General features: G+C 57.9%; 29 protein-coding genes and 1 riboswitch. Of the genes, 13 read left to right on the top strand and 16 right to left on the bottom strand.

Going from position 1 to position 26,499, the window contains the following annotated elements; genetic code table 11:
* Position 1: 1 nt before the first annotated feature.
* Positions 2-1,039 carry a C45 family autoproteolytic acyltransferase/hydolase gene (locus ACFPDR_RS13250; RefSeq protein ID WP_115635276.1) on the top strand — a complete coding sequence of 346 codons (1,038 nt, stop codon included), beginning with the start codon at positions 2-4 and terminating at the stop codon, positions 1,037-1,039.
* A gap of 62 nt (positions 1,040-1,101) precedes the next feature.
* Here the strand turns inward: ACFPDR_RS13250 and ACFPDR_RS13245 are convergent, their stop codons facing one another.
* Complete coding sequence (locus tag ACFPDR_RS13245) at positions 1,102-1,665, bottom strand: cob(I)yrinic acid a,c-diamide adenosyltransferase (protein ID WP_035273561.1); 564 nt, start codon at positions 1,663-1,665, stop codon at positions 1,102-1,104.
* Positions 1,666-1,674: 9 nt separating this feature from the next.
* Positions 1,675-2,199, bottom strand: coding sequence for a GNAT family N-acetyltransferase (locus ACFPDR_RS13240; protein ID WP_203145159.1), 525 nt, complete (start codon positions 2,197-2,199; stop codon positions 1,675-1,677).
* A gap of 111 nt (positions 2,200-2,310) precedes the next feature.
* Between ACFPDR_RS13240 and ACFPDR_RS13235 the strand changes: the two genes are divergently transcribed.
* Complete coding sequence (locus ACFPDR_RS13235; protein ID WP_009462618.1) at positions 2,311-2,616, top strand: copper-binding protein; 306 nt, start codon at positions 2,311-2,313, stop codon at positions 2,614-2,616.
* Positions 2,617-2,838: 222 nt separating this feature from the next.
* On the opposite strand, the gene hslU is transcribed toward ACFPDR_RS13235, so the two are convergent.
* The 5 genes from hslU to ACFPDR_RS13210 form a co-directional block, all read right to left on the bottom strand.
* Positions 2,839-4,176, bottom strand: a complete 1,338-nt coding sequence (gene hslU, locus ACFPDR_RS13230; RefSeq protein ID WP_026484111.1) for an ATP-dependent protease ATPase subunit HslU — start codon at positions 4,174-4,176, stop codon at positions 2,839-2,841.
* A gap of 17 nt (positions 4,177-4,193) precedes the next feature.
* Entirely contained in the window at positions 4,194-4,727 is a 534-nt protein-coding gene (gene hslV, locus ACFPDR_RS13225) for an ATP-dependent protease subunit HslV (protein WP_009462614.1), read from the bottom strand.
* Between the two features lie 343 nt (positions 4,728-5,070).
* Positions 5,071-5,508 (bottom strand): RNA polymerase-binding protein DksA, encoded by a 438-nt coding sequence (gene dksA / locus ACFPDR_RS13220; protein WP_026484112.1) that lies wholly within the window; start codon positions 5,506-5,508, stop codon positions 5,071-5,073.
* Positions 5,509-5,590: 82 nt separating this feature from the next.
* A complete protein-coding gene (locus ACFPDR_RS13215) occupies positions 5,591-6,691 on the bottom strand; it encodes a CobW family GTP-binding protein (RefSeq protein ID WP_009462610.1) in 1,101 nt (366 codons plus the stop codon).
* 199 nt (positions 6,692-6,890) lie between these two features.
* A complete protein-coding gene (locus ACFPDR_RS13210; RefSeq protein WP_009462608.1) occupies positions 6,891-7,382 on the bottom strand; it encodes a Fur family transcriptional regulator in 492 nt (163 codons plus the stop codon).
* An 82-nt stretch (positions 7,383-7,464) separates the two neighbouring features.
* Between ACFPDR_RS13210 and ACFPDR_RS13205 the strand changes: the two genes are divergently transcribed.
* The 4 genes from ACFPDR_RS13205 to ACFPDR_RS13190 are packed head-to-tail and all read left to right on the top strand — an operon-like array spanning position 7,465 to position 10,295.
* Positions 7,465-7,614, top strand: coding sequence for a hypothetical protein (locus ACFPDR_RS13205; protein ID WP_165589481.1), 150 nt, complete (start codon positions 7,465-7,467; stop codon positions 7,612-7,614).
* A gap of 4 nt (positions 7,615-7,618) precedes the next feature.
* The gene (locus tag ACFPDR_RS13200) at positions 7,619-8,341 is read left to right on the top strand and encodes a metal ABC transporter ATP-binding protein (RefSeq protein ID WP_035273564.1); all 723 of its coding nucleotides are present in this window, start codon (positions 7,619-7,621) and stop codon (positions 8,339-8,341) included.
* The gene (locus tag ACFPDR_RS13195) at positions 8,341-9,240 is read left to right on the top strand and encodes a metal ABC transporter permease (protein WP_031232761.1); all 900 of its coding nucleotides are present in this window, start codon (positions 8,341-8,343) and stop codon (positions 9,238-9,240) included. Before ACFPDR_RS13200 ends, ACFPDR_RS13195 begins: the two co-directional genes overlap by 1 nt.
* A complete protein-coding gene (locus tag ACFPDR_RS13190; protein ID WP_376911229.1) occupies positions 9,240-10,295 on the top strand; it encodes a metal ABC transporter substrate-binding protein in 1,056 nt (351 codons plus the stop codon). The genes ACFPDR_RS13195 and ACFPDR_RS13190 overlap by 1 nt, the downstream gene beginning before the upstream one ends.
* Position 10,296: 1 nt before the next feature.
* Here the strand turns inward: ACFPDR_RS13190 and ACFPDR_RS13185 are convergent, their stop codons facing one another.
* From ACFPDR_RS13185 to ACFPDR_RS13165, 5 genes are read right to left on the bottom strand one after another with little or no spacing between them, the layout of a single operon-like run.
* Positions 10,297-11,337 (bottom strand): tyrosine recombinase XerC, encoded by a 1,041-nt coding sequence (locus ACFPDR_RS13185; protein WP_009462602.1) that lies wholly within the window; start codon positions 11,335-11,337, stop codon positions 10,297-10,299.
* Positions 11,325-12,002 (bottom strand): DUF484 family protein, encoded by a 678-nt coding sequence (locus ACFPDR_RS13180; RefSeq protein ID WP_376911228.1) that lies wholly within the window; start codon positions 12,000-12,002, stop codon positions 11,325-11,327. Before ACFPDR_RS13180 ends, ACFPDR_RS13185 begins: the two co-directional genes overlap by 13 nt.
* 2 nt (positions 12,003-12,004) lie before the next feature.
* Complete coding sequence (dapF, locus tag ACFPDR_RS13175; protein ID WP_376911227.1) at positions 12,005-12,928, bottom strand: diaminopimelate epimerase; 924 nt, start codon at positions 12,926-12,928, stop codon at positions 12,005-12,007.
* An 8-nt stretch (positions 12,929-12,936) separates the two neighbouring features.
* A complete protein-coding gene (locus ACFPDR_RS13170) occupies positions 12,937-13,827 on the bottom strand; it encodes a lysophospholipid acyltransferase family protein (protein WP_009462598.1) in 891 nt (296 codons plus the stop codon).
* Positions 13,824-14,678: a lysophospholipid acyltransferase family protein gene (locus ACFPDR_RS13165; RefSeq protein ID WP_060186174.1), complete on the bottom strand. Its 855-nt coding sequence runs from the start codon at positions 14,676-14,678 to the stop codon at positions 13,824-13,826. Before ACFPDR_RS13165 ends, ACFPDR_RS13170 begins: the two co-directional genes overlap by 4 nt.
* 237 nt (positions 14,679-14,915) lie before the next feature.
* Here ACFPDR_RS13165 and metK point away from each other — a divergent pair, with 237 nt between their 5' ends.
* The 4 genes from metK to metF all read left to right on the top strand — a co-directional run bounded on the left by metK (position 14,916) and on the right by metF (position 19,065).
* Entirely contained in the window at positions 14,916-16,079 is a 1,164-nt protein-coding gene (gene metK / locus ACFPDR_RS13160) for a methionine adenosyltransferase (protein ID WP_026484120.1), read from the top strand.
* Positions 16,080-16,283: 204 nt separating this feature from the next.
* Positions 16,284-16,376, top strand: a riboswitch (S-adenosyl-L-homocysteine riboswitch).
* A gap of 74 nt (positions 16,377-16,450) precedes the next feature.
* Positions 16,451-17,848, top strand: a complete 1,398-nt coding sequence (gene ahcY / locus ACFPDR_RS13155) for an adenosylhomocysteinase (RefSeq protein ID WP_026484121.1) — start codon at positions 16,451-16,453, stop codon at positions 17,846-17,848.
* A gap of 42 nt (positions 17,849-17,890) precedes the next feature.
* Positions 17,891-18,229, top strand: a complete 339-nt coding sequence (locus ACFPDR_RS13150) for a phage holin family protein (RefSeq protein ID WP_009462594.1) — start codon at positions 17,891-17,893, stop codon at positions 18,227-18,229.
* Entirely contained in the window at positions 18,226-19,065 is an 840-nt protein-coding gene (gene metF / locus ACFPDR_RS13145) for a methylenetetrahydrofolate reductase [NAD(P)H] (RefSeq protein ID WP_376911226.1), read from the top strand. The genes ACFPDR_RS13150 and metF overlap by 4 nt, the downstream gene beginning before the upstream one ends.
* 143 nt (positions 19,066-19,208) lie before the next feature.
* Here the strand turns inward: metF and ACFPDR_RS13140 are convergent, their stop codons facing one another.
* Complete coding sequence (locus ACFPDR_RS13140; protein WP_086059771.1) at positions 19,209-19,838, bottom strand: 5-formyltetrahydrofolate cyclo-ligase; 630 nt, start codon at positions 19,836-19,838, stop codon at positions 19,209-19,211.
* On the opposite strand from ACFPDR_RS13140, the gene ACFPDR_RS13135 reads away from it, so the two are divergent.
* Positions 19,837-21,939 (top strand): lytic transglycosylase domain-containing protein, encoded by a 2,103-nt coding sequence (locus tag ACFPDR_RS13135; RefSeq protein WP_230940618.1) that lies wholly within the window; start codon positions 19,837-19,839, stop codon positions 21,937-21,939. The two genes, ACFPDR_RS13140 and ACFPDR_RS13135, sit on opposite strands and share 2 nt — an antisense overlap.
* 11 nt (positions 21,940-21,950) lie before the next feature.
* Complete coding sequence (locus ACFPDR_RS13130) at positions 21,951-23,096, top strand: tRNA CCA-pyrophosphorylase (RefSeq protein ID WP_251196466.1); 1,146 nt, start codon at positions 21,951-21,953, stop codon at positions 23,094-23,096.
* A 306-nt stretch (positions 23,097-23,402) separates the two neighbouring features.
* Here ACFPDR_RS13130 and ACFPDR_RS13125 read toward each other — a convergent pair whose 3' ends face one another.
* A complete protein-coding gene (locus ACFPDR_RS13125) occupies positions 23,403-24,617 on the bottom strand; it encodes a class I SAM-dependent methyltransferase (protein ID WP_083054269.1) in 1,215 nt (404 codons plus the stop codon).
* A 4-nt stretch (positions 24,618-24,621) separates the two neighbouring features.
* The gene (locus tag ACFPDR_RS13120; protein ID WP_009462588.1) at positions 24,622-24,843 is read right to left on the bottom strand and encodes a hypothetical protein; all 222 of its coding nucleotides are present in this window, start codon (positions 24,841-24,843) and stop codon (positions 24,622-24,624) included.
* A gap of 119 nt (positions 24,844-24,962) precedes the next feature.
* Here ACFPDR_RS13120 and ACFPDR_RS13115 point away from each other — a divergent pair, with 119 nt between their 5' ends.
* Positions 24,963-25,532: a class I SAM-dependent methyltransferase gene (locus ACFPDR_RS13115; protein WP_009462587.1), complete on the top strand. Its 570-nt coding sequence runs from the start codon at positions 24,963-24,965 to the stop codon at positions 25,530-25,532.
* 85 nt (positions 25,533-25,617) lie between these two features.
* Here ACFPDR_RS13115 and ACFPDR_RS13110 read toward each other — a convergent pair whose 3' ends face one another.
* Complete coding sequence (locus ACFPDR_RS13110) at positions 25,618-26,400, bottom strand: sulfite exporter TauE/SafE family protein (RefSeq protein WP_035273584.1); 783 nt, start codon at positions 26,398-26,400, stop codon at positions 25,618-25,620.
* Between the last annotated feature and the right edge of the window lie 99 nt (positions 26,401-26,499).

The raw sequence follows: 26,499 nt of genomic DNA, 5'->3' as shown, positions 1-26,499 counted from the left end.
AATGGCTAAGTTGTCCTATCTGGAGTTAAGTGGTGGTCCCAAAGAAATTGGCCATTCTTTGGGACGTTTCGGAGCCCCCGCCGTGCATGCCTACTTGCTGAACTCAGCAGCGTGGCAAGGCATCATGCAATCGAAGGGGACGGCTGTAGCCGGTCAGCTGGCTCAGTACACCGAGCGTTATTTCCCCCGAATATGGACCGAGCTCCAGGGCCTGGCATTGGGTCTGGAGCTCCCCTTTGAAGACGTTTTCTTGTGGAATTGCCGGGGCGACTTGTGGGCCATGGCTCCCGATGGTTGCACCACCGTGCAAATGCCCGCCCAGGGCGAGCCTCGTCTGGTGCATAACGAAGATGGTGATCCAGGTTTTGCCGGTTACTGCGGGGTGGCCAAATTCATCCCCGACAGCGGCATGTCCTTTGTTTCCTTTCTTTACCCTGCTTCCTTGCCGGGCCATAGCTTTGCAGTGACCCAGGCCGGTTTGGCCATGACGGTGAATAATGTGCGGGCTCGTCATGTGGCACCTGGGGTGCCGCGCATGGTCCTGACCCGCGCCATGCTGGATCAGCCCGATCTGGATCAGGCGGTGGGTATCCTGCGGGATCATCCGCGTTCCGGCGCTTTTCATTTGAGCCTGGCGCAGCGTGGCGATCCACGCTTGCTGAGCGTGGAGTTCAGTGCCGAGGCCGTTTCTGTGCAGACCATTGAGCAAAACCATCTGCACGCCAACCATGCGGTACATCCGTCTATGAAAGGCTTTGAACAGCGTATTACCCGGTCGTCCGAACTGCGGCAGGAGCGTGGGGATCAATTGTTGGCACAAGCCGGTGCTGCGCTTGATCCTTTGACTGTCCTGGCGGATCAGCACCATGCGGAATTTCCGATCTGGCGCTGTGACCCGGCGGACAGTGACGCGGAAAACACCCTGGCTACTGTGGATATTCAGGTGGGCAGCCAGTCCTTGAAGTGGCAGGTCTACGAAGACCCCACGGACGAACCTGTGCTGAAGTTTGCGGATACCACTCGCATTGATCTAGCCTGAAAAGGAATAGGGCCCTGCTAAAGCAGGGCCCTATTTTTATAGTTGCAGTCGCGATGGGGCGATCAGCCCTTGCCAGGCTCGTTGCGCTTGGGCTCCCACAGCACGTCAGAGCGGCCTGCATGGCGGTTCAAGGTACGCGCCAGCACAAACAACAAATCCGACAGGCGGTTCAGATACAGGCGCGGGCCTTCTTGTGGCAAGGATTCTGAGGGCACCGCCACGACGCTACGTTCTGCACGACGCGCCACACAACGCAGTACATGTGCTTGTGCGGCTGCCGGGCTGCCACCGGGCAAAATGAACTCTTTGAGTATGCCCAAGGGCTCGTTGTAGTGACGAATCGCTTGGTCCAGACGTTCCACATGGACGCTGCCTATGACCTGATGGCCAGGGATGCACAGCTCGGCCCCCATATCGAACAAGTCGTGCTGAATGTCGGACAGCAGGGCATCAACATCCTCGGGCAGTGCCATGCTGCGCAAGACGCCGATATGGCTGTTCAGTTCATCCACGTCGCCCAGGGCATGAATCAGGGGGGCAGTCTTGGGCAGGCGGCTGCCATCGCCCAGGCCCGTTGTGCCATCGTCGCCGGTGCGGGTGCTGATAATGGAAAGTCGTGTGGACATGAAGAAGCCTTATGTTTCGGCAGGAGTAGGGGTGCCTTGAGCCAAATTGACCAGGGCATCGCCAGTGACGCGTACCACGCGCCAGTCTTCCAGCACTTGGGCCCCCTGATACTTGTAGAAGTCGATGGCGTTCTGGTTCCAGTCCAGTACTACCCACTCCAGGCGGCCACAGCCTTGGGCCACGGCCATTTGAGCCAGATGGCGCAGGGCCGCAGCGCCCAGACCGTGCTTGCGGTGGGCCGGGTCTATATACAAATCCTCCAGATAGATGCCGCGGCGATCCAGGAAACTGGAGTAGTTGTAAAACCACATAATGTAAGAAATTGGTGCGTCGGGCTGATCTTCGGGAGTAATGACCAGGCAGTAGGCACTGGGCTCGTCGGAGAAGAAACTGTTGCGCAGAGACTCAACGCTGGCCTTGAAAATATGCTCCAGTTTCTCAAAGGCGGCCATATCGCGCATCAGGCCCAAAATGGCCGGAAGGTCTGTGGGGGTGGCTGGACGCAGCACATACCCTTTAATAAATTCGCTCATGCTTTTGCAAAGGTTTAGCGTTATGCTTGATCGGAAACAGACGCATCAGGCGTCCGAAAGTAGGCATTATGAGCTAATTGTCTGGCTCTGCCCAATTTGCAGGAGTGAAAAATGACGTGGACGAAACGAAGCGCAGCCTTGGCGTTGGGAACTTTGGGTGTGGTAGCTGGCTCGGCCTATGTCGTGGTCGCCCAGGCTCAGGAAGCCAGCGCCTCGGGTGAAGTGCGCCGACTGGATGCCGAGGCCGGCAAAATTACCATCAAGCATGGTGAGATCAGCGACCTGGAACTGCCCGCCATGACATTGGTGTACAAAATTGATCCCGCCTTGCTGGCCAACATCAAACCGGGTGACAAGGTAAAGTTCACTGCCAAACGTGACGGTGGTGATTACGTGGTCACCAAGATCAGCAAGTAAGCTTGCTTGAGTGGGTTGATAAAAGCCGGGTTCGCCCGGTTTTTTTCATCTCCGACGCAGGCGAAACACTGGCGTGGGCTCGTGGTCGAGATGACAAGGTAGAGTCTGTTGCCGTGCTGGCTAATCCGCCGCTTACCGCCGTGTTGGGTGTGGTCTGCAAGCGGAATGTGAAAAAAGGGGCAGAGAAATCTGCCCCTTTTTCATGTCCGACCGAAGTCAGGCTTACAGCACGTAGCGCGCCAGATCCTGGCTGGCTGCGGTTTCCTGCAGCTGTTTGTTCACGTAGTCCGCATCAATGACCACGTTTTGCTCACCGTGGCTGCCAGCGCTGTAGGACAGCTCTTCCAGCAGTTTTTCCATAACGGTGTACAGGCGACGGGCACCAATGTTTTCGGTACGCTCGTTGACCTCAAAGGCCAGCTCGGCCAGACGCTGGATACCGTCGGGACGGAAGTCCAGCTGTACGTCTTCGGTGCCCAGCAAGGCTGCGTATTGCTTGGTCAGCGAAGCGTCGGTCGTGGACAGAATCTGTACAAAATCCTGGGCGCTCAGCGATTCCAGTTCCACACGGATGGGGAAGCGGCCTTGCAGTTCAGGAATCAGATCCGATGGGCGGGACAGGTGGAACGCACCCGAGGCAATAAACAGGATGTGGTCGGTACGTACCACCCCGTATTTGGTGGTGACGGTGGTGCCTTCTACCAAAGGCAGCAGGTCGCGCTGCACACCTTGGCGGGACACATCGCCGCCGCTGCCCTGGCTCTCGCCTCGCGCCGTGATCTTGTCGATCTCGTCCAGGAACACGATGCCGTTCTGCTCGGCGTTGGCCACTGCAGCAGTGCGCAAATCGTCTTCATTGACGCGACGGGCCGCTTCTTCTTCGGTCAGTTGCTTGAAGGCTTCCTTGACCGTCAGCTTGCGGGCTTTGGTCTTTTCCTGACCCAGACCGGAGAACATGCCGCGCAACTGCTCGGTCATCTCTTCCATGCCGGGAGGGGCCATGATTTCCATGCGAGGCATGGCCTGGGCCATCTCGATTTCAATCTCGGTATCGTCCAGCTTGCCTTCACGCAGGCGCTTGCGGAACACCTGGCGTGCCGAGTTGTCCTCGCGTTGGGGTTGACCGTGGGCATCGCGCGAAGGGGGCACCAGCACGTCCAGAATACGGTCTTCAGCGGCTTCCTCGGCCTGGGTGCGGACACGGCGCATTTCGATTTCGCGGGTTTGCTTGACCGAAATATCCACCAGATCGCGAATGATGGTTTCAACGTCGCGGCCTACATAGCCCACTTCCGTGAACTTGGTGGCTTCGACCTTGATGAAAGGCGCGTTGGCCAGCTTGGCCAGACGACGGGCGATTTCGGTTTTACCCACGCCGGTGGGTCCGATCATCAGAATGTTCTTGGGGACGATCTCGCTACGCAGGGGCTCGGCAACCTGCTGGCGGCGCCAACGATTGCGCAGGGCCACGGCCACGGAGCGCTTGGCCTTGCCCTGGCCAACGATATGCTTGTCCAGTTCGGAGACGATCTCTCCGGGAGTCATATTAGGTGTAGACATGGTGGTGTATCCGGCTGTCAGAGTGTTTCGACGATATGGTTCTGGTTGGTGTAGATGCACAGATCACCTGCGATCTCCAACGATTTCTTGACGATGTCGGCAGGAGCCATATCGGTGTTTTGCAGCAAGGCCATGGCGGCAGATTGGGCATAGGAGCCGCCCGAGCCGATGGCGGCCAGGCCATGTTCGGGTTCGAGCACGTCGCCATTGCCGGTCAGCACCAGCGTGTGCTCCTTGTCCGCCACCAACAGCATGGCTTCCAGACGGCGCAGAACGCGGTCGGTGCGCCAGTCGCGCGTCAGTTCGACGGCGGCGCGCAGCAGGTTGCCCTGGTGCTTTTCCAGCTTGGCTTCAAAGCGCTCTTGCAAGGTGAAGGCGTCAGCCGTCGCACCGGCAAAACCGGCCAGGATGCTGTCGTTGTACAAACGGCGAATTTTGCGGGCCGTGCCCTTGATGACTATATTGCCCAGGGTGACCTGACCATCGCCGCCAATGGCGACCTGATCTCCGCGGCGTACACAGACAATAGTAGTGGCGTGAAATTGTTCCATGATTTCCTTCCTTTAAGGTTCCCATCTGGGGGCCGGGCAGGAAATTTCAAGCGCATGACAGCAGGAAGTTTTTGCCGACTGAGGGTCGTGCCTGGAAACCGGGCTGAAACAGGGTGGCTTCCCTTGGCAGGGGCTGCTGCAGGGGTTGTTCTCGTATGTCGCCTGGCTTCTTGGCGTGCAAGCAGCCTGTTGGCCTGCTAGCGGTAGACGCAGCCGGCTTTTTTGAGCCTGCTTATTTTCAGCAGCGTACACAAGTGGGTTGGATCGAGTTGGGTGACCCACAAAAAAGCCCGCCAGAATGATCGGGCGGGCTTTTTATCAGGGTGATGGGCCTTGCCGCCTATCAATCCCCAAACATCTTTTGACGCTTCTCGCGACGCTCCTGGGCTTCCAGAGACAGGTTAGCCGTTGGGCGTGCCAGCAAACGTGGCAGGCCGATGGGCTCGCCAGTTTCCTCACACCAGCCGTATTCGCCCGAATCGATCAGGGCGATGGACTGTTGCACTTTCTTGAGCAGTTTGCGTTCGCGGTCGCGGGTACGCAGCTCCAGAGCGTGTTCTTCTTCGATCGTGGCACGGTCAGCCGGGTCAGGAACGAACTGGGTTTCACGCAGGTTTTCCGTTGTAGCACCCGCGTTGGCCAGAATGTCTTGCTCCAGCTGGCGCAAGCGATGCTTGAAAAACTCCAGCTGGGCGGCGTTCATGTAGTCTGACTCAGGCATCGCCAAAAGCTCCTGCTCGGTCAGCAGGGTTGTAGTACTGTCATGTGACTTAGTTGCCATGATGCTTACCTCTTGTTGACGTCTGGGAGCCTGTAACTGTCGTCACGCGCAATCGCTCCGCATTTACTGAATAATTATTAATTCAAACCAGGCAATTCTCCAGGCCCTGGGTGAATATGTCTTGTGGCAATTTGCGGCCAATAAAGACCAGCTTGGTGCCCTTTTTATCTTTGGCCAGCCAGGCATTGCCAGGCTCGGCGCTCATCATCATGTGTACGCCCTGAAACAGCATACGGCGATTGATGCCCTTCAGATACAGGATGCCCTTGTAGCGCATCAGATCTGGTCCAAATACCTGGACAATGCCCGACAGGAAATCTTCCAGACGCTCGGGGTCGAAAGGACGGTCCGAACGGAACACGAAAGCCCCGATCTCGTCATTGTGAGCTGCGTGCTCGTGGTGGTGATGATGGTGATCGTGTCCGCAGCCCGGACCGCACTCGCCTTCGTCGCCGTGGGCATGATCGTGGTGGTGATCATGGCCGTCCGCCGCATCGGGGTGTTGCTCTGCCAGGAATTGAGGATCAATGTCCAAAATGGAATTCAGGTTGAAACCGCTGACTTCCAGCAAATCCTTGATGTCGGTTTCACCGAAGTGAACCGGCGTAATCGTGGCTCGCGGGTTGATGCGGATCAGACGGGCACGCAGGGCCTCGTAATCCACGTCGTTGACCAGATCTTTTTTGGAGATCAACAGGCGGTCCGCAAAACCAACTTGTTTTTGAGCTTCTTCTTGTTGGTCCAGTGTGGCCATGCCGTGTTTGGCATCCACGACCGTGATGACCGCGTCCAGCCGATAGTAGTCGGCAATATCATCGTCCATGAAGAAGGTCTGGCAGACCGGGCCGGGGTTAGCCATGCCGGTGGTCTCGATGATGACGCGCTCGAACTTCAGTTCGCCTGCCTGGCGGCGAACGCGCAAATCATTCAGGGTGCGCATCAGGTCACCACGCACGGTGCAACATACGCAACCATTGCTCAGCTCAACGATTTCTTCTTCGGAGTCCTGCACCAACAGTTCGTTGTCGATACCTTCGGGCCCGAATTCGTTTTCGATGACGGCAATGCGTCGACCGTGATATTCGCTCAGGATGCGCTTGAGCAGCGTGGTTTTACCAGCGCCCAAAAAACCAGTCAGAACAGTGACTGGAACCATGTTGTTCAGATCTGATGCCGCGTTCATAAACATGCCTCGCAGTGGCGGGCGAAAGGTACAAGGCACGGCACCAACCGCGGCTTCCTGCACCCATCTGCTCCGCACGAAAACAACGTGCGATTACATCACAGCCTTGCCTGTTGGGCAAACGGTGATCTGTAAAAATTCACAGAGGTTTGCCAATAGATCGGGGAATATATACCGATTGGCGGCAAAATACCACGTTTTAGGGGGCAGATAAGGGTTTTCGCTCGTTTTTAGCTGCAACGCAACGTTGGCACAGGCCGCGCAGTTCAGTTTCGTGGCCGGACAGGGCAAAGCCCGCTCCGCGCACACAGTCGGCCAGCCTTTGGCTCAGGTCCGGAGCGCACAGCTCCACCACGGTGCCGCACTGGGTGCAGACAATCAGCAAGTCGTGGGGATGGCCGCCGGCATCCACACAGGCCGTCCAGGCATTGACGGCATCCAGGCGGTGGATCAGGCCTTCTTCAGTCAGAAAGTCCAGGGCGCGGTAAACGGTAGGGGGTTTGGCGCCGGGCTGGAACTCGCGAACCAGATCCAGCAGTTCGTAGGCGCGCAAACTGCGCTGGGCCTGAATCAGGATTTCCAGCACCTGGCGGCGAATTGAAGTCAGCCGTTTACCGCGTTCCAGACAAAGCTGTTCAGCGGTAGCGAGCTGATCTTCAATGGCGTTGGGCGTAAGAATATGTACAGGCATGGCGCTTGATGGGTTGTTTGTTATGTTATAACATCTTTGGAAAATTAAATTATTCCCAATCTAGCCGCATTATCCCTGTTTCATGTCCTGTCCTCAATTTCCCTCGACTTTCCGCAGTCCGGCACCTCGTCGTTCGCTCTTGCTGGCCTCGGCCGGACAGCGCGTACTGGGCGCCTTGTGCGTGGCAGGAGCCCTGTGGCTACTGACCGCCTGGGCATTGGGCGCGTGGTAAGGGCATGAGTTCACATCAAACCTTGATCGAACTCGAGCATGTCGCGCTGGGCTGGAAAGACAAAATCGCTCTGCGTGATATCAGCGGCTGTTTTAACCGAGGCTCTTTGACGGCTATCGTCGGGCCTAACGGTGCTGGGAAATCCACCTTGCTAAAAGGGCTGACCGGGCAGATCAATCCCTTGAAAGGGCGCATTGCTGTCGACAGCGGTTTTCTGAATCAGCTGGCCTTGTTGCCGCAGATGGGCGATCTGGACAAAAGTTTTCCGGTGACGGTGCATGATCTGGTGGCCATGGGAGCCTGGAAGCGTGTGGGCGCCTGGGGTGGTTTCCCCAAAGCCGAGCACGAACGCATTGGTCATGCGCTGGAGCAGGTGGGTCTGGCCGACTTTGCGCGTCGTTCTATTGGCACCTTGTCGGGCGGTCAGTTACAGCGCGCCTTGTTCGCCCGCATGATCATGCAAGATGCCCAGATCCTTTTGCTGGACGAGCCTTTTGCCGCGGTGGACCGTGCAACCTCGGACGAATTGATGAACCTGATTCTGGACTGGCACAAACAGGGCCGTACCGTGATGGCCGTGCTGCATGATCTGGATATGGTGCGTAGCTGTTTTCCGCAAACCGTGCTGCTTGCCGGTCAGGTAGTGGGTTGGGGGGAAACTGAAGCGGTGCTAACTCCCGAGAACCTGCATCTGGCTCGCCATTTGTGTGCGGGGGACTACCTATGATGGCGCTGATTGATGTGCTGTTTGGCCCCTTCATGGACTTTGGTTTCATGAAGCGCGCACTGGCTGGTTCTTTCGCCCTGGCTGCAGCGGCCGGACCTTTGGGGGTATTCCTGGTGTTGCGCCGCATGAGCCTGATGGGTGATGCCATGGCACATGCCATCCTGCCCGGTGTGGCGGTTGGATTTCTGACGGCGGGCCTGTCTTTAAGCGCGATGGCCATAGGCGGCATGATTACCGGTCTGGTTGTCGCCTTGCTGGCCGGACTGGTGGCCCGCCTGACACCACAACGGGAGGACGCCAGTTTTGCGGCCTTCTATCTGGTATCCCTGGGGCTGGGGGTGCTGCTGGTGTCCTTGCGCGGCTCCAATATGGATTTGATCCATGTGCTGTTTGGCACGGTGCTGGGCCTGGATGATGCCTCCTTGCTGCTGGTGACCAGCAGCACCACGGTTACGCTGATTATTCTGGCTTTGGTGTTCCGGCCTCTGGTGCTGGAGTGCATGGACCCGATCTTTTTGCGCACGCAAGGCGGGCGCGGTTCCGTCGTCCATATGTTGTTCTTGTTCATGCTGGTCATCACGCTGGTGGCTGGCTTCCAGGTGCTGGGAACCTTGATGGTGGTGGGGATCATGATGCTGCCCGCTGCCTCGGCCCGATTCTGGGTGTATTCCGTTGGTCGTCAGATGCTGGTGGCGGCCTTGCTGGGCATGATCAGCGCCTATCTGGGCCTGCTGTTCTCGTACTATTACAACGTGCCTGCTTCGCCCGCGATTATTTTGGCAGCCGGCGCCTTCTATTTTCTTTCTATCACCTTTGGCCCCCAAGGCGGTTTGCTGCGTGCTTATTCCCAATGGCGTGCACGGCGTCGGCGCATGGCCTCTCTCTTGGAGCACGATTGATGAAAATGCGAGACATTTACTCAGGCCGCACGGTGCTGGCCCTGGGCTTGCTGGCGGCCAGCCTGTCGGTTCAGGCGGAGCCTTTGCGTGTGGTCAGCAGCTTCTCGATTTTGAACGATATGGTCAAGGAGATAGGCGGCGACAAGGTTATGGCCAGCACGATTGTGCCCGCCAATGGGGATGCCCATTCGTTTGAGCCGCGTCCCAGTGATGCAAAGACTTTGGCTAACGCGCAACTGCTGGTGATCAATGGTCTGGAGTTCGAGACCTGGTTGCCACGCTTGCAGCAGGCAGCAGGCTATAAAGGGCCGCAAGTCGTGGCGACAGAAGGTATTACGCCTTTGGCATTTGAAGGTGGCGGACACGAGGATCATGCTGGTCATGACCATGACCATGACCATGACCATGACCATGACCATGACCACGGTCACGGCTCCGAACCTGAGCATGCCCACGACCATGAGCAGACCCACGCCAAAGAGGATACACAGTCCCACGGCGGGCATGACCATAGTCATCAGCACGGCAGCCAGGACCCCCACGCCTGGCAAAGCCTGGGCCTGGCACAGATCTATGTTCGTAATATCAGCAAAGGTCTGGAGCAGGCTGATCCGGCCAATGCCGAGTACTACCAGCGTCGCGCCAAGGATTACGCACAGCGCATTCAGGAGCTGGACGATTCCATCAAAACCCGCCTGCAGGCGGTGCCTGTGGAGAAGCGCAAGGTCATCACCTCGCACGATGCTTTCTCTTATATGGGCAAGGCCTACGACATCCGTTTCATTCCCTTGGTCGGTGTTTCCAGCCAGGCGGAGCCTTCAGCCCGTGATATTGCGCAGATCATCCAGCAAGCGCGTAGCGAGCAGATTCAGGCCATTTTTGTGGAAAATACGGTCAGCGCAAAACTGGTCGAGCAAGTGGCACGGGAGACTGGTGCCAAAGTTGGTGGCACCTTGTATTCCGATGCTTTGGGAGCCCCAGGCTCGGGCGTGGATACCTACCTGGGCATGATGCGCTCGAATACAGACCAGTTGGTCAAGGCCTTGCAGCCCTGATTCACTCCTCCGGCTTGTCACTGGCCCGGTTCTTGCGTTGTGCCCGAGGGTGGGCCTGATCGTAAGCCTGGGCCAGATGCTGGAAGTCCAGACGGGTATAAATCTGAGTCGTGGAAATATTGGTATGACCCAATAGTTCCTGCACCGCCCGCAAGTCTTGTGCTGATTGCAGCAAATGGCTGGCAAAGCTGTGACGCAAGCTGTGCGGGTGGACATGCACCGGCAGGCCGCTGGCGCGGGCATAGTTTTCCAGTTCTTGCTGCACCACGCGTGGGTGAATGCGGGCTCCGCGGGCACCCAGAAACAGGGCCGCACTGGCATCTGCGCTGGTCGCCAGTGATGCCAAAGCCGGGCGTTTTTCCAGCCACTGCTGCAAGGCATGCAGCGCTTTCTCTCCGACAGGCAGGCGGCGTGTCTTGCCGCCTTTGCCACTGACTACCAGCTCACGATCATCCAGCAGTAACCAGCTCTTGGACTGGTAGTGCGCGTCCTGGTGATAGTGCGTGTCCAGGCTGACCAGCTCGGACAAACGTAGTCCGCTGGAATAAAACAATTCAAACATGGCCTGATTGCGCCAGCTGACCGGGTCGTCCTGAATGGGGGCGGTGGGGCGGTCCAATAGCTGCTGGGTCTGGTCTACGGACAAGGCCTTGGGCAGAGGGCGGCCTATCTTGGGTGCCTTCAGGCTGGCTGCAGGGTTCAAGGGCCAACCCAGTTCTTTAGTGCGCGCTTGATAGTAACCACGCCAGGCTGCCAGAATGCGGGCCAGGCTGCGTGGCGCCAGGCCCTGCGCATGCAAGCGGGCGGCAGCCTGTCGCAACTGGCTTTGAGTCAGTGTGTCGGGGTCTGTACCTGGGTACTGCGCCAGCAAGTGGCGCAAATCATTACGGTACGCACTAAGGGTGTGTTCCGAATAGCGTTTTTCGTGGCTTAGTTGATGCAGCCAGCTTTGCATGGCCGGGCTGAGGGCCTGGGGGGCGGCTGGCTGCTTTTGAGGCGTGTCCCCAGAAGGGGAGTGATCTTGTTTTTTCAGGCCGGACATTCGCTTTGATCAACACTGCTGGGCTTGTACAAACGCTGCAGGGCGGCGCTGCACAATTCGCCAATGCCTTCCAGAAAGTCCGTACCCATATCGGCCGTAAAACGCGTGGCTTCAGGCGAGCCCAGAACCAGCAGACCAAACAGGGTGTTCGACTCCGGAAACGTCAAGGGCACAATGGCCACCGATTGCGCGTCTTGCTGCAAATCGGCCAGAAAATCCTGTTCGCGTCGAGCGCCGCAATAGGGGTTGATCAAGGTGTAGGCCCAGCTGACCAGGGCGTCGTCAGCCAGCACTTCGTCCGGATTCCAGCAGTGCAGACGGACAACGGGCATTTCAAAAATGCGCTCCAGACTGCTGCAGATCAGTTGGGGCAGGGCTGCCGGGTCGGACTCGGCCAGCATTTGGCAGTTCCATTGGTGCAGTTGGCGCGAAATTTTTTCATTGCCACGGGCATTGGCGACCAGCGTGGCCAGTTGGCGCTCGGTTTTCTTGCCGCGCTCGCGCAGCAGCATGATCTGGCGCTCGCCCAGTGAAATAGCGCGGCTTTGATGGGGGTGCGGCACCATCAGTTTGGAAAAAACATCGGCATGCGCGTCGAAGAAATCAGGGTTGGCTTTCAAAAACTGGGCCACTTCCACGGCGCTAAGGCTGTTGGGGGTATCCATGTCTAGAAGGTTTCCTTTCTGGCTAGGGACGCACACAGTGCATCTATATCGACTTGTCCGGTAAAGACGGTTTGGGCCGGGCCGCTCATGCGTAGCGCCTGTCCGTCCCATTCAATGCGCAGACTGCCTCCACGAGTATCAACGACAACCGGGCTTTGGAGCAATCCCCGCCGTATGCCTGCCACCACAGCCGCACAAGCGCCTGTACCGCAGGCCAGGGTCTCACCGGCGCCGCGCTCGTAGACGCGCAGCTTGATGTGATGGGCGTCCAGAACCTGCATGAAACCGGCGTTGACCTTCTGAGCAAAACGCGGGTGAGATTCGATGAAGGGGCCGACGCTGGCAACCGGCGCCTGCAGCACATCGTCTACCACCTGCACGGCGTGCGGATTGGAGATGGACACCAGCGACAGGGCGACAGGTTCGGCTTGATCGGGTACGGGCAGAAGCCACAGCGTATCTTCGCCCTGAGTTTTCTGTTCCAGCCCGCTAGGGTCAAAAGCGACATCGGCCGGGGCAAATCGGGTGGTGCCCATCATGACATCTACGCCAAGCTCCGGATCGTCATTCAAACTGATGATGCCGGTACGAATTTGTGCTCGTAAAGGGTTGGCCGAGGACAGGCCTTGTTCGTGTACGAAGCGGACAAAGCAGCGAGCGCCGTTGCCGCAATGTTCGACCTCGCCACCGTCAGCGTTGAATATGCGGTATCGGAAATCTGCACCGGGTTCGGTTGCGGCTTCCACCAGCAAGATCTGGTCTGCCCCAATGCCAAAGTGACGATCCGCCAGCGCGCGAGCTCGTTCAGGCGTCATTTCAATGCCTTGCCTGACACCATCCAGCATGACAAAGTCATTGCCCGCGCCGTGCATTTTGCTGAAACGCCAAAGCGAGGAAGCGGGCTGGGGTGTGGTGGGGCTGTGCATGATGGGGCCTAGTAGATGCCGGGTTGACCTTCAGGACGGGTTTTGAAGCGTCGATGTACCCAATAATACTGCGGCGGGTCCTCGCGCACATATTTTTCGATCAGGGCATTCATGCGTTCCGTGGCTTCTTCCAGGCTGCCTTCACCCGGAAAGTCGGACATGGGTTCCAGCACCTGAATATGGTAGTGACCAGTCTCGGCGTCCACGCGGGAAATAACCGGAATCACCAGTGCGTCCTGGTTGCGTGCGATCTGGGCGGTGGACAAGAGTGTGGCCGCCGGGACATTGAAAAAGGGTACAAAGGCCGAGCCCTTGGTGCCGAAGTCCATATCAGGCAGGTAATAAATCGGCTGGCCCTTTTGCAGCGCACGCATCAGACCGCGAATGCCGTCTTTGCGAGAAATCAGCGGGACGGAGGAGAAGCGGCTACGGCCTTCGTACATCAGGCGATCCACATGGGGGTCGCGTTGGGGAGTGTAAAAGGCAACCAAGGGCGAGATGGACATGGACAGGCGTGTACCCGCCGCATCCATACCCAGAAAGTGAGGCACCAGCAGCATGACCTTGCGACCCTGTTCCAGAGCCTGGGTGATGTGTTCTTCGCCCGTCAGGTGCAGAGTGTTCAGAATAGTGCTGGGTAAACCAAACCAGAGCAGGCCCCGGTCCAGATAGGATTGGGCCAGCAGGCGAAAGTGCTGCTTTTCCCACTCGCGACGGGTGCTCTCGGGCGTGTCTGGAAAGCATAGATCCAGATTGGTACGCACGATATGACGGCGGCGGGAGGCAAAGCGATGCACCAGCCCGCCCAGTACAGCACCCCAACGCTGGCGCGTGCGTACCGAGGCACGGCCAAAGTAGGTGAAAACGGATTTGAGCAGCGGGTAAGAATTAAAACTCATGGGGTGGTATCGCCAGGCAAAGGGGGCGCATCGTGGGGAATCTTGTAGCGGTTATAGCCCCACAGATACTGGGTGGGGAAACGGCGTATCAAGCTTTCCATGGATTCGTTGATCAGGGTGGCCAGTTCCGTCGGGTCTTCGGGCAACGGCTCGGGTAGGCGCAAGGTGTGAATATGCCAGCCGCGCCCTTTAGGCAGGCGCTCGGCAGCGGTCACAATCACAGGCACATTGGACTGACGGGCCAGCTTGCCAGCCAGTGTCATGGTCAGGGCAGGGCGGCCAAAAAAGGGTGCCCATACGCCATCGCCACCGCTAGGAACCTGGTCGGGCAACATGCCGACAGATTCGCCCTTGCGAAACGCGCGGACAAATTCGCGCACACCTTTCATATTGGCGGGGACGGCATGCAGGCCGGGCAGTTCACGTGACTCCACCATCAGGGGTTCCAGTACGGCCTGGCGTGGTGGGCGAAACATCACGGTCAGTGGGCCTAAACCCACCAGATAACGTGCCGTAATCTCAAAGCAACCCAAGTGCGGGGTCAGATACAGCACGCCGCGTCCTTCGGCATGGGTGGCTTCCAGCAAGGCCACATCATCGACGGTGCAGCGGGCCAGACAGGCTTGCGGATGCAGCCAGACGCGCGGTGTTTCCAGAATCATGGCGCCGGTTTGTCCGGCCGCTTGCCGGAAAAAGGCAGGGGAGTCGTAACCCGCTTGTCGGCAGTGGCTTTGCAGACGGCGGCGGTAGCGTCCGGGAAAAGCGTAAATCAGGCGTCCGATTCCTTTGCCCAGCCCATGAAGAACGGGTAAAGGCAGACGAGCCATCAGACGTAAAAGTGCCGCGAGCATGGGCCAGGCAATCCTTTAGTGTGAAGTTTTGCTGAAATAAATACGTATTTTCGCTTAAAATGGATTGTATCGCTGAGTTAAACGACAACTTGCGGAGCGATCGGGCAGCAAACTGCCCACTATAAACCGCTAAAGCGTCGCGCCCCGTCTATCGTATCCACATCGCTGGCTTCGAGGTGCAACGCAGTTTGTTCAACCTCGTGCTGATTATCAGCCCTTATTCAAGGAAGCTACGCTGTGAACAACAACGACTTTCTCTTTACATCCGAATCCGTTTCTGAAGGCCACCCCGACAAGGTAGCTGACCAGATCTCCGACGCTATCCTGGACGCTATTTTCGAGCAAGATCCTCAGGCACGTGTTGCTGCCGAGACCTTGTGCAATACCGGTCTGGTGGTGCTGGCTGGCGAGATCACCACGCACGCCAACGTGGATTACATCCAGGTTGCCCGTGACACCATCAAGCGCATTGGCTATGACAATGGCGATTACGGCATTGATTACAAGTCCTGCGCCGTTCTGGTGGCCTATGACAAGCAGTCGCCCGATATCGCCCAAGGTGTGGATCGCAGCCCAGAAGAGTTGCTGAACCAGGGCGCTGGCGACCAGGGGCTGATGTTTGGCTACGCGTGCGACGAAACCCCTGATCTGATGCCTGCTCCTATCTGGTACGCCCACCGCTTGGTGCAGCGCCAGAGCGAGCTGCGCAAAGATGGCCGTTTGCCCTGGTTGCGCCCTGACGCCAAATCCCAGGTGACCTTCCGCTACGTGGATGGCCGTCCTACCGAAGTGGATACTGTGGTGCTGTCCACTCAGCACGCGCCTGAAATGTCCCAGAAAGACATTCACGAAGCCGTGATCGAACACATCATTCGTCCATGCTTCCCTTCGGACCTGCTGACCGAGAAAACCCGCTTCCTGGTAAACCCCACCGGCAAGTTCGTGATTGGTGGCCCTCAAGGCGATTGCGGTCTGACTGGTCGCAAGATCATTGTGGATACCTACGGTGGCGCATGCCCTCACGGCGGTGGTGCTTTCTCCGGCAAGGACCCCTCCAAAGTGGACCGTTCCGCTGCCTACGCCGCTCGTTACGTGGCCAAGAACATTGTGGCAGCCGGTCTGGCTCGCCAGTGTCAGGTGCAACTGAGCTACGCCATTGGTGTGGCCGAGCCTATCAATATCACTATCTACACCGAAGGCACAGGCGTGATCCCGGACACCGAGATCGCCAAGCTGGTTCGTCAACATTTCGACCTGCGCCCACGCGGCATCATCGAAATGCTGGATCTGCAGCGTCCCATCTACACCAAGACTGCTGCCTACGGTCACTTTGGCCGCAGCGAACCCGAGTTCAGCTGGGAAGCCACGGACAAGGCCCAGGCTTTGCGTCAGGCTATCTAAGCGATGTGCGGATAGGCAAAGGCCGCTTGCGGGCGGCGCTTTGCTGCAGTTTGACAGCGTTGTCTGGGCCGGGAAACCAGTCAGCCAGCAACGCTGGGTGGGACGGGCAAGTGCCAGTCTCATGAGAAGAAATTATGATTTTTACCCGTGGAGCTGTCTTCCCAAGACGATCCAAACGAGTACAATCACCCACATTCATTTGCCATCCTCGAGGGGCGTTGCGACAAGACTCACGGTCTTGCCAGGCTCGGGGCATGGATAGGTGGTATCCACCTTGGAGAACGACGCTCACCACGACCTGCATGGCGGGCTGCTGGTGAGAATTCATTTGCTCTCCCTGCAGTCTGCGTGCCGTATAACGGAGCCCGACTGTGACTTTTACCGATTACAAAATTGCCGATATTTCCTTGGCTGAATGGGGCCGCCGCGAGCTGACCATTGCCGAGACCGAAATGCCTGGCCTGATGGCCACCCGCGAGGAATTTGCTGCCTCCCAGCCCCTGAAGGGCGCGCGCATTGCCGGCAGTTTGCACATGACAATCCAAACTGGGGTTCTGATTGAAACCCTGACTGCCCTGGGCGCTGAAGTGCGCTGGGCATCGTGCAATATCTTCTCCACTCAAGATCACGCTGCCGCTGCCATTGCCGCATCTGGCGTGCCTGTGTTCGCCGTCAAGGGCGAAACCCTGGAAGAATACTGGCAATACGCCCACGACATTTTCGATTGGCCCGGTGAGCAGGCCAACATGATTCTGGACGACGGTGGCGACGCTACCTTGTTGCTGCACCTGGGTGCCCGTGCGGAAAAAGACCTGTCCGTTCTGGACAAACCCGGCAGCGAAGAAGAGCGCGTCATGTTCGCCTCCATTCGTGCCCGTCTGCAAAACGACAAAACCTGGTACTCCACCCGTCTGGCCCAGATCAAGGGTGTGACCGAAGAGACCACCACAGGCGTGCACCGTCTGTACCAGATGGCCAAGAAAGGCGAGCTGGCTTTCCCTGCCATCAACGTGAACGACTCGGTGACCAAGTCCAAGTTCGACAACCTGTACGGCTGCCGCGAGTCCCTGGTAGACGGTATCAAGCGTGCTACCGACGTGATGGTTGCCGGCAAGATCGCCGTGGTTTGCGGCTTCGGTGACGTGGGTAAAGGTTGTGCTCAAGCACTGGCCGCCTTGCGCGCCCAGGTTTGGGTTACCGAAATTGACCCTATCTGCGCCCTGCAAGCCTCGATGGAAGGCTACCGCGTTGTGACCATGGAAGAAGCCGCCGACAAGGCTGACATCTTCGTGACCGCCACTGGTAACTACCACGTGATCGATCGCTCGCACATGGAACGCATGAAAGATCAGGCCATCGTGTGCAATATCGGTCACTTCGACAATGAAATTGACGTGGCCTCGGTGGAAGATCTGGAGTGGGAAGAGATCAAGCCTCAGGTTGATCACATCATTTTCCCTGATGGCAAGCGCATCATTCTGCTGGCCAAGGGCCGTCTGGTGAACCTGGGTTGTGCTACTGGCCACCCCTCTTTTGTGATGTCGGCTTCGTTCACGAACCAGACCATTGCACAAATTGAACTGTTCACTCGTGGCGAGAACTACGAAACGGGTAAAGTATATGTACTGCCCAAGCATCTGGACGAAAAAGTCGCTCGTTTGCACTTGAAGAAATTGGGTGTGAACTTGTCGACCTTGTCTCAGGCGCAGGCGGATTACATCAACGTACCTGTGCAAGGGCCTTTCAAGGCTGAGCACTACCGCTACTAAAACGCACCGGCGTCTTCGGACGCCTATTCTTGGAGCCCTATCATGACTTTGCTACTTGTCTGGATCCTGAATGCTGTTGCCCTGCTGGTTGTCGCCTACATCCTGCCTGGTATTACGGTTGCCTCGTTTGGCTCGGCACTGATCGCTGCGCTGGTACTGGGCCTGCTCAATACCTTGGTCAAACCTTTGCTGATTGTGCTGACCTTGCCCATCACTATTGTGACGTTGGGCTTGTTCCTTCTGGTGCTCAACGCCTTGGTGTTCTGGTTTGCGGGCTCCATCCTCAAAGGCTTCCAGGTTGAAGGCTTCTGGTGGGCCGTGATTGGGGCGATCGTCTACAGTCTGGTTTCCGGGCTGCTGTCGGGATTGTTAATGAAATGAGCAACAAGCAAACCTTGAGCCTGGAGTTTTTCCCGCCGCGAGATATCGCGGCGCAGGAAAAACTGGTGCGCATCGCCAAGTCCTTGATGGGCTTGAACCCCGCCTATGTCAGCATGACGTTTGGAGCCGGTGGCTCCACCCGTGCTGGCACGGTCGATGCGGTAGCACTGCTGCAAAAACTGGGCTTTGATGTCGCACCGCACTTGTCGTGCATTGGTACGGCACCCGCGCAGCTTGGCGAGATGCTGGACAATTACCGCGATCAGGGCATACGACGTATCGTGGCCCTGCGCGGTGACTTGCCTTCGGGTATGGGTGGTGACGCGGGCGAACTGCGCTATGCCAGCGATCTGGTGTCATTCATTCGTGAAAACTATGGCGAACACTTCCATATCGAAGTGGCCGCTTATCCCGAGATGCACCCTCAGGCCACAGGCTTTAGCGACGACCTGGGTCACTTTGTGAACAAGGTCAAGGCAGGTGCGCACGGTGCGATCACGCAGTACTTCTTCAACCCGGACTCGTATTTCAGCTTTGTTGAGCGAGCCCAGGCGCAAGGAGTCACGATTCCGATCACACCGGGCATCATGCCCATTACCAACTCGTCGCAGTTGCTGCGGTTCTCGACCATGTGCGGTGCAGAAGTGCCGCGCTGGATTCGCCTGCGACTGGCCGATTTTGGTGATGATCGTGCATCGATTCGTGCTTTCGGTATCGATGTGGTGGCACGCTTGTGTCAGGACCTGCTCGATGGCGGCGCTCCTGGCATTCACATGTACACCCTGAACGGGGCAGATGCGAGCATGGCTATCTTGCCGAATCTGACCTGGCGCTAGGCTCTCAGATGTTCAATAAAAAACCCGCCAGAGGTCTTGGCGGGTTTTTTTATGGAGCGGCTATATGGCCTGGACTTTTTCCGGTTTGATCGACTGCTTTGTAAACAGAGTTCTCGATTAAACAGTTTGTGGTAGCGGGTTACTTATAGTTCCGGGGCGGGCACAGCCCAGCCTTTATCAGTCAGAATACTGTCCAGACGTTGATCGTGCGGGGCAGGCTGGTAGGATTGGCCCGACAAGTCGCCCACAGCCCAGGCAATACCAATGCTGGTAAACGTGTGGTTTTGTTCTTTCAGCGCCGCCAAGGTCCGGTCGTAGTAGCCCTTGCCATACCCCAGGCGATCACCTTGTCTGGTGTAGCCCAGGGTAGGGACCAGGACAATGTCCGGTTGCATGGTTTTGGTGGAAACCGGGATTTCGATGCCGTAGCGTCCCTTTTCCATGTCCGTGTCGGGTGTCCACTCGACAAAACTCAACGGGGCATCGGCCTCTTTGACAACGGGCAGACAGACATTGATGCCTTCTTCTTCCACCCATTGCACCAGCAATGGACGCAGGTCCGGTTCCTGGGCCATAGGCCAGAAAGCGGCAATGGTGGTGGGTTCGGTACGGCCTTGCTCACGCAGGCGGCTGCGATTGGTGGCCAGCCAGGTGAACAGACGGCCCCGGATCAGCAAGGCGCCCCGGTTGGTGTCGATGGAGGGCTGTCCTGCACGCAGGTCTTTTAGTCGCGTGCGCAGCGCGGCTGCGTTATGCTCTACGTTCTGAATCATGGGTGATTTTCTAAAGGCCGTCACTATGGGTATCAACCAGCTAAAGTACCAGAAAACACCAGCTTGGGGCATGGCATCCATGCTTCCTCGCCCGCCCTTGAGCGCTTTGGTGGTGTTTGCTCTGGGTTTGGTCGGCTGTGCGGGGTCGCAGTCGCCGCAAGCCCAGACCCATTCCCCGGATCCTGCCGTTGCCAAGCAAGCTGTCGTGTTGCAGCCTGCCAAAGAAGCCGTGCGCCGCTGGGATCGAGTCCCGCCTGTGCCGCCAACGGCCCGTCAGGCTTTGATTGACGCCCGTGATGCCATGCAGGCCAAGCGCTGGACGGCGCTCGATGCTCTGGCTCCGGTTGCCGCGAATGATCCTGTTCTGGGTTCTTACGCCGAATACTGGCGCTTGCGTCGGATTTTGCAGGATACGACCACGCCCGTGCCCGATGAGCAAATTCGTTTGTTCCTGAGCGGCAATCAAGACGAATATCTGGAAAATCGCCTGAAGTCCGACTGGATTGTGGCGGCCGCGCGTACCGGCAACTATGCTTTGGTGCGTGAGCTGGCCCCCGTTCACGCCCCTACCTCGGCTGTGAAGTGTGCAGTAGCGTCGGCACAGAATGTGGCCGGTCAGCCTGTGGATGTGCAGGACTTGCTGGCGTCGTTCTCTCCAAGCCAGGCCTGCTGGTCGGCACTGGACCAGTTGTACGCCCGTAAAGTGATCAGCAAGAATCAGGTCCGTGATCTGATGCGTGATGCTCTGGAAAATAACCGCACATCCCAGGCCCGCCGCCTGGCTGCGATTATCTTCACTGCGCCGCAAATGAAGGATTACACCGCCTTGATGGCTTCGCCGCAGAAGTGGCTGGATCGTAATGTGAACAACAGTTCGGTCAATCCGGAGCTGGTGTCCTTGGCCTTGTCCCGTCTGGGTCGTGGTCAGCGTGATGCTGCAGCGGCCTATATCGACCGTACCTGGGCCGGCAAAATCCCTCAGGAAAACCTGAATTGGGTGTGGGGCCAGTTCGGTCTGATCAGTGCCTTGCGGGTGGAAGACGATGCGGCCAAATGGTATCGCCGCTCCGGTCGTACCCCCATGACGGATTACAACAATGCCTGGCAAGTGCGCGCCGAGTTGCGTCAGGGCACCATCGAGTGGAAGCATGTCTCTGCCGCCATCGACAAGATGAACGATGCGCAAAAGGCCGAGCCGGTGTGGGTGTACTGGTCGGGGCGTGCCCATGAAGCCTTGGGTCATAAAGATCAGGCTCGTGCCAAGTTCCAGTCCATTGTGGGTGATCTGAACTTCTACGGTCAGCTGGCCACAGAAGAGTTGGGTCTGACACCTTCCTTGCCCCCTCAGCCACAGCCTTTGACGCCGTTGGACATGCAGGATGCCCGTACCAATGCGGGCTTGCTGCGTGCGGTGGAGCTGTTCAAGCTGGGTTGGCGTCCGGAAGCGGTACCCGAGTGGAACTTTGCCTTGCGTGGCATGAACGACAGACAGTTGCGTGCAGCAGCCGAGTTCGCGCGCGAGCAGCATATCTATGATCGCGTGGTGAATACCTCCCTGTTGACCAAGAACGAGATCGACTTCAGCCAGCGCTTTATCGCGCCCTTTGAAGGCCGCGTAACCGAGCAGGCCAAGTCCATCAATCTGGACCCGGCCTGGGTGTATGGCCTGATCCGTCAGGAATCGCGCTTCATTACCGATGCACGCTCGGGAGTCGGGGCGTCGGGTTTGATGCAGCTGATGCCTGCCACCGCCAAATGGGTGGCCAACAAGATCGATATGCGCGACTTCTCTCCCTCCCGTGTGAACGAGTTCGAGGTGAATACGGTGCTGGGTACCAATTACCTGAACATGGTTCTGGGCCAATTGGATGGATCGCAGGTCTTGGCATCGGCAGGCTATAACGCAGGGCCAGGACGTCCCCGCCAGTGGCGCTCGCGCTTGAACACTCCGGTAGAAGGGGCCATTTTTGCAGAAACCATTCCTTTTACTGAAACGCGCTTGTACGTGAAAAACGTGCTCTCCAACGCGACCTATTACGCCATGATGTTCAGCGGTCAGCCGCAGTCCCTCAAAGGGCGTTTGGGTACGATTTCGCCTTGATGAGCCCGTCCATGCTAGATGACAGACAGCAAGCAGCTCTGGCGGCCCTGATGGGGCCGCCAGATCCTGTTCTGGAAGGCTTGCAGGTCTATGTGGTGGGTGGCGCGGTTCGCGATGCCTTGCTGGGGCTGCCAGCGGGTGACAAGGATTGGGTCGTAGTCGGTGCCCGGCCCGAAGACCTGGCCGCGCGCGGCTTTGTTCCCGTAGGTGGCGACTTTCCTGTCTTTCTGAATCCCCATAGCAAAGAAGAGTTTGCCCTGGCCCGAACTGAGCGCAAGTCGGGCCGTGGTTACAAGGGCTTTACCTTTTACACCGGCACAGACGTGAGCCTGGCGGACGATTTGCGTCGCCGTGATCTGACCATCAATGCCATGGCCGTGGATGCGGCGGGGAATCTGCATGATCCCTTGAATGGTTTGGCGGATTTGCAGGCCCGTCTATTCCGGCATGTGGGCACCGCATTTAGCGAAGACCCGGTACGCTTGCTGCGTCTGGCACGTTTTGCGGCCCGCTTTTCCGAGTTCACCGTGGCCGACGATACCTGGGCTCTGGCACGTGATCTGGTTGAGCAGGGTGAAGTGGACGAGCTGGTGCCCGAGCGCATTTATCTGGAAATAGCCAAAGGCTTGTCTGCCAAGCAGCCCGCTCGCATGTTCGAGGTACTGCGGGAAGTCGGCGCACTAGAGCGTGTCATGCCCGGTTTGAGCTACAGCGATCAGGTGGGCGAGCAAGTTCAGATCGCTAAAGAACGTCAGTTGGATTTGGCAAGCTGCTTTGCTGTTTTGTGCCATGTCTCAGAAACGCCTGCGCAGGTGGCGGAGCAGATTCGTGCTCCGTCGGAATGGCGCGATCAGGCCCGTCTGTTGCCCGTACTGCTGAGCAGTCCTGCTTTGCAGCAACCCCGTGCAGATGTGGAGTCGGCCTTGCAGGTGATGGAGTCGCTGGATGCCTTGCGCAAGCCGGATCGCTTTATGCAGTTGGTCAATGCGGCTGCATGTCTGGAAGCGGTCCCGGAATGGGAGTGGGATAAGCTGCGCATGGTTATGGCTGGTGTGGACGCAGGTGCAGTGGCGGCGAAATTCAAGGCTGAGCCTGGCAGAATCCGTGAAGAGGTGCGTGCGGCCAGACTGGCGGCCCTGGAGCAATCAGTTGAGTAGTGAGTGATCAGTCCGGAGTACACAAGTAGATAAGCGGCCCATTGGCCGCTTATCTTTTTTGTGGGCTTGGAGCCGTGTGTGCGGTTCTGTTCTGGGTTCAGGAACAGATAGACCATTCAAGCTGGTTTCTGGTTTCAAGACAGGATGATCTGCAAGATCCTCTTTGCACCGCTGCCGTAGCTAGAGGTCTTGGCTTGGGCGTGGTTATTTACAGCAAAAAAATGGCAAGGTACGTGCCTTGCCATTTCACCGTTCAGGTTTACCGCCCTTTAGTCAGAAACGGCCAAAGGCCGGAGCTGAAAACACTTACAGACGCTCGCGTCGATCTCCGCTCATCGTGCCCAGCACGGGAGCCGGAATATCGCGCCCAATAATCAGCACCTTGAACAGTTCCCCCATTTCCGCTTCAGACAGCAGCTTGTTGGCGGCACTCATGGTCTGTGCCCATTGCTGTTGCACGGCGGGGGATGGGTCTTCCGGCGGAGATGCCAGGAAATTGGTAATGCCGCAATTCATCAGGAAGCGCGCCTGGCTGGTGTAGCCCAGAACATCCAAACCGGCCTCCAGGGCGGCATCCGCCATGGCGGTGAAGTCCACGTGGGCGGTAATGTCCTGCAAGCCAGCCAGCACCAGCGGCTCGGCATGAGCAAAGTGGCGGAAGTGGCACATCAAGGTGCCTTTGTCACGTTGCGGGTGGTAGTACTCGCGCTGCGGAAAACCGTAGTCGATCAAAATGGCCGCGCCTTGCTTTAACCAAGTACCCATGCTGCGCACCCAGGCTTCGGCTTGCAGGTTGATCTCGGATAGGTAGAAGGGCTGCGCTTCCACGCGCTCGGCCACCAGCGAAGCCAGATGGTCGGGAGCCGGGCGGGTAGCCAGGTAGAAAGGCGCTGGCAGGCCTTGGGCCGTGCTGTCGTCTGCGGCAATGACACCTACTTCCAGCACCTTGCCAGCCACATCAAAGGTGAACAGGCTGGCAGGCATGGCATCCAGAACCTCATTAGCCACCACGCAACCCTTGAAGCTGTGCGGTGTGCTGTCCAGCCACTGCACTTGTGCTTGCAGGGGGGCCAGATGCTCTTGCTGACGCGCACGCAAATCAGGCGATACTTCCAGAATTGAATACTGCGGCTCGATACCTTGCTTGCGCAACTCCGTAATCAGCGCTTCGGCCAAAGCGCCGCTACCCGCGCCAAACTCCAGAATGGACAGGGATTGGCTGCCTTCCAGCACTTCCATGACCTGACGGCTCAAGGTCTGAGCAAACAGGGGGGAGAGTTCGGGGGCCGTCGTAAAGTCGCCCGTGGGCTGATTGCTGCCAAACTTGGTGCTGCCACCGGTGTAGTAGCCCAGATGCGGGGCGTACAGCGCATGATGCATCCATTGGTCGAAAGACAGGAAACCGCCTTCATCGGCAATGCGGTCCAGCAAGTAATCGTTAACCTGTGCGACGTGTTTCTTCAGTTCCTCGGACAGGGGAGGCAAACCGTGTGGCAGGGCAGGGGCGGACAGTACGTTCATGGCGTCAGTTGGGCTTGTCGTTAGGTGTCTCGGAAGAAGCCGGGGCGGCGCTCTTGGCGCTGGCTTTCTTGGCCTGGGTCACTTGGTGCAGGGTGCGGATCATGCCCACCAGCATCCCGATCAGGATGGAGGTGGCAGCGGCCAGGATGAAGTTGCCGTAGACAAACCACAAAGGCAGGCACAGAACGGCCATCAGCAATATGGGTTTTTGCAGCAGAACTTTCATACACCCTCAAAAAAATAGCGTGGAATCGGGGCCAATTGTAGCCCAGGCCAGTGCTGTGCTTGAGCTTGCCCACTGCTGCGTTACCATGGGCGTTTTGTCTGCTTAGCAAAGGGGTAAGGATGAACGACAGGGGACAGGCCAGCGCCTGGTTACAGGCATGGGCCCATTTGATTCCGAATCCGGGCACAGTTCTGGATGTGGCCTGTGGTCGGGGGCGCAATGCCCGCTGGTTGGCCGAGCGCGGCAATACCGTGATCGGTGTAGACCGGGATCCGGAAGCGGTGGCAGCGACTTCGCCTTACGGGGAAATTATCCAGGCTGATATCGAAAATGGTCCCTGGCCTTTCGCGGGGCGCAAGTTCAATGCCCTGGTGGTGACCAAGTATCTGTGGCGTCCCTTGATGCCGACTTTGCTGGAGAGCCTGGAGCCAGGTGGGGTGCTGGTTTACGAAACCTTTGGGGTGGGCAACGAGCAATACAACACGCCGCGTAATCCGGACTTTCTGTTGCAGCCGGGGGAGCTGCTGCGCTGGTGTGCGGACCTGGATATCGTGGCGTATGAGCATGGTTTCCGGGCCGATCCGGACCATATTGTTCAGCGCATTGTCGCCGTGCGTCCGCGTGAGGGCGGCTCTTTCAGCGATTACCGTCTGAATCCGCAAGACGGTGGTGGCAGTATTTGCGAGTAAAGCATGTGCAGTTTTGAGCCAGGCGCGGCGCTTGGCTCAAAACCATGTATCCGGTGTTGCTTGAGCGCGTGTACAGAATCGCGGCTTAAAACAGATAGGTACGTGCCAGCATGGACAGGGCCACAACAGCGGTCAGGATGCTGAAACCCTGTTGCAAGCGCACAGAAGGAATATGAGGGGCTAGTTGTCGGCCTATCACCATGCCACCCATGGCCGAGGCCACAAAAACCCAGCCGCTAAGGGGAATCTCCGCCCCGTGTGCCAGACTCATGGCCGAAGCGCTCAGGGAAATCAGGGCGATCAACATCAGGGATGTGGCCACAATGCTGTGCATGGACAGGTCGCTGAAACGTTTTAGGGCAGGCACGATCAGAAAGCCGCCGCCCACGCCCAACATGCCTGAAAACAAACCCGCTACCGCACCAATTGAAGCCAAGGTGGCCGTGCCTGCTGGTGTCCAGCGCAGGCGGCCGGTTTCCGGGTTCAGACAACAGGGTGTATGAGCATGGGCCGTTGCCGCCGGACGACGCAGCATTTTGGTGGCAATCCACAGCATGATGGCGACAAACAGCGTTACTAGCACTTTTTCCGGCAAGGCATGGCTGATGCGTACGCCCAAAGACGTGACCAAAGCGCCTGTAACGGCCATGAACATGGCAGCTCTATAGCGCACGATATGTTTGTACAAACCATCTAGTGCGCCGACCAGGGCTGCGGCGCCTACAGCCAGCAAGGCTACCGGTGTGGCTGCTGTCATGCTGTAGCCCATGCCCAGCACCAGAGCGGGCACGGCCAAAATACCGCCACCCGCGCCAGTCAGGCCCAGCGACAGGCCAGTCAGAATTCCCAGGATGATTGCAAGCGCCATAAGCCAGATGGCGTGACCCCGGTAGGGATCACGCCTTTTTCAGAAAGCGTAGTAATGGCTTATTGTACGCTCTTAACTTCTTTTGGAAATTAGCTTATT

It is taken from the genome of Alcaligenes sp. GCM10023179 (genome assembly GCF_042653705.1).
GTDB classification, from domain to species: domain Bacteria; phylum Pseudomonadota; class Gammaproteobacteria; order Burkholderiales; family Burkholderiaceae_B; genus Alcaligenes; species Alcaligenes phenolicus.
This window is presented reverse-complemented; position numbering and strand designations above follow the sequence as displayed.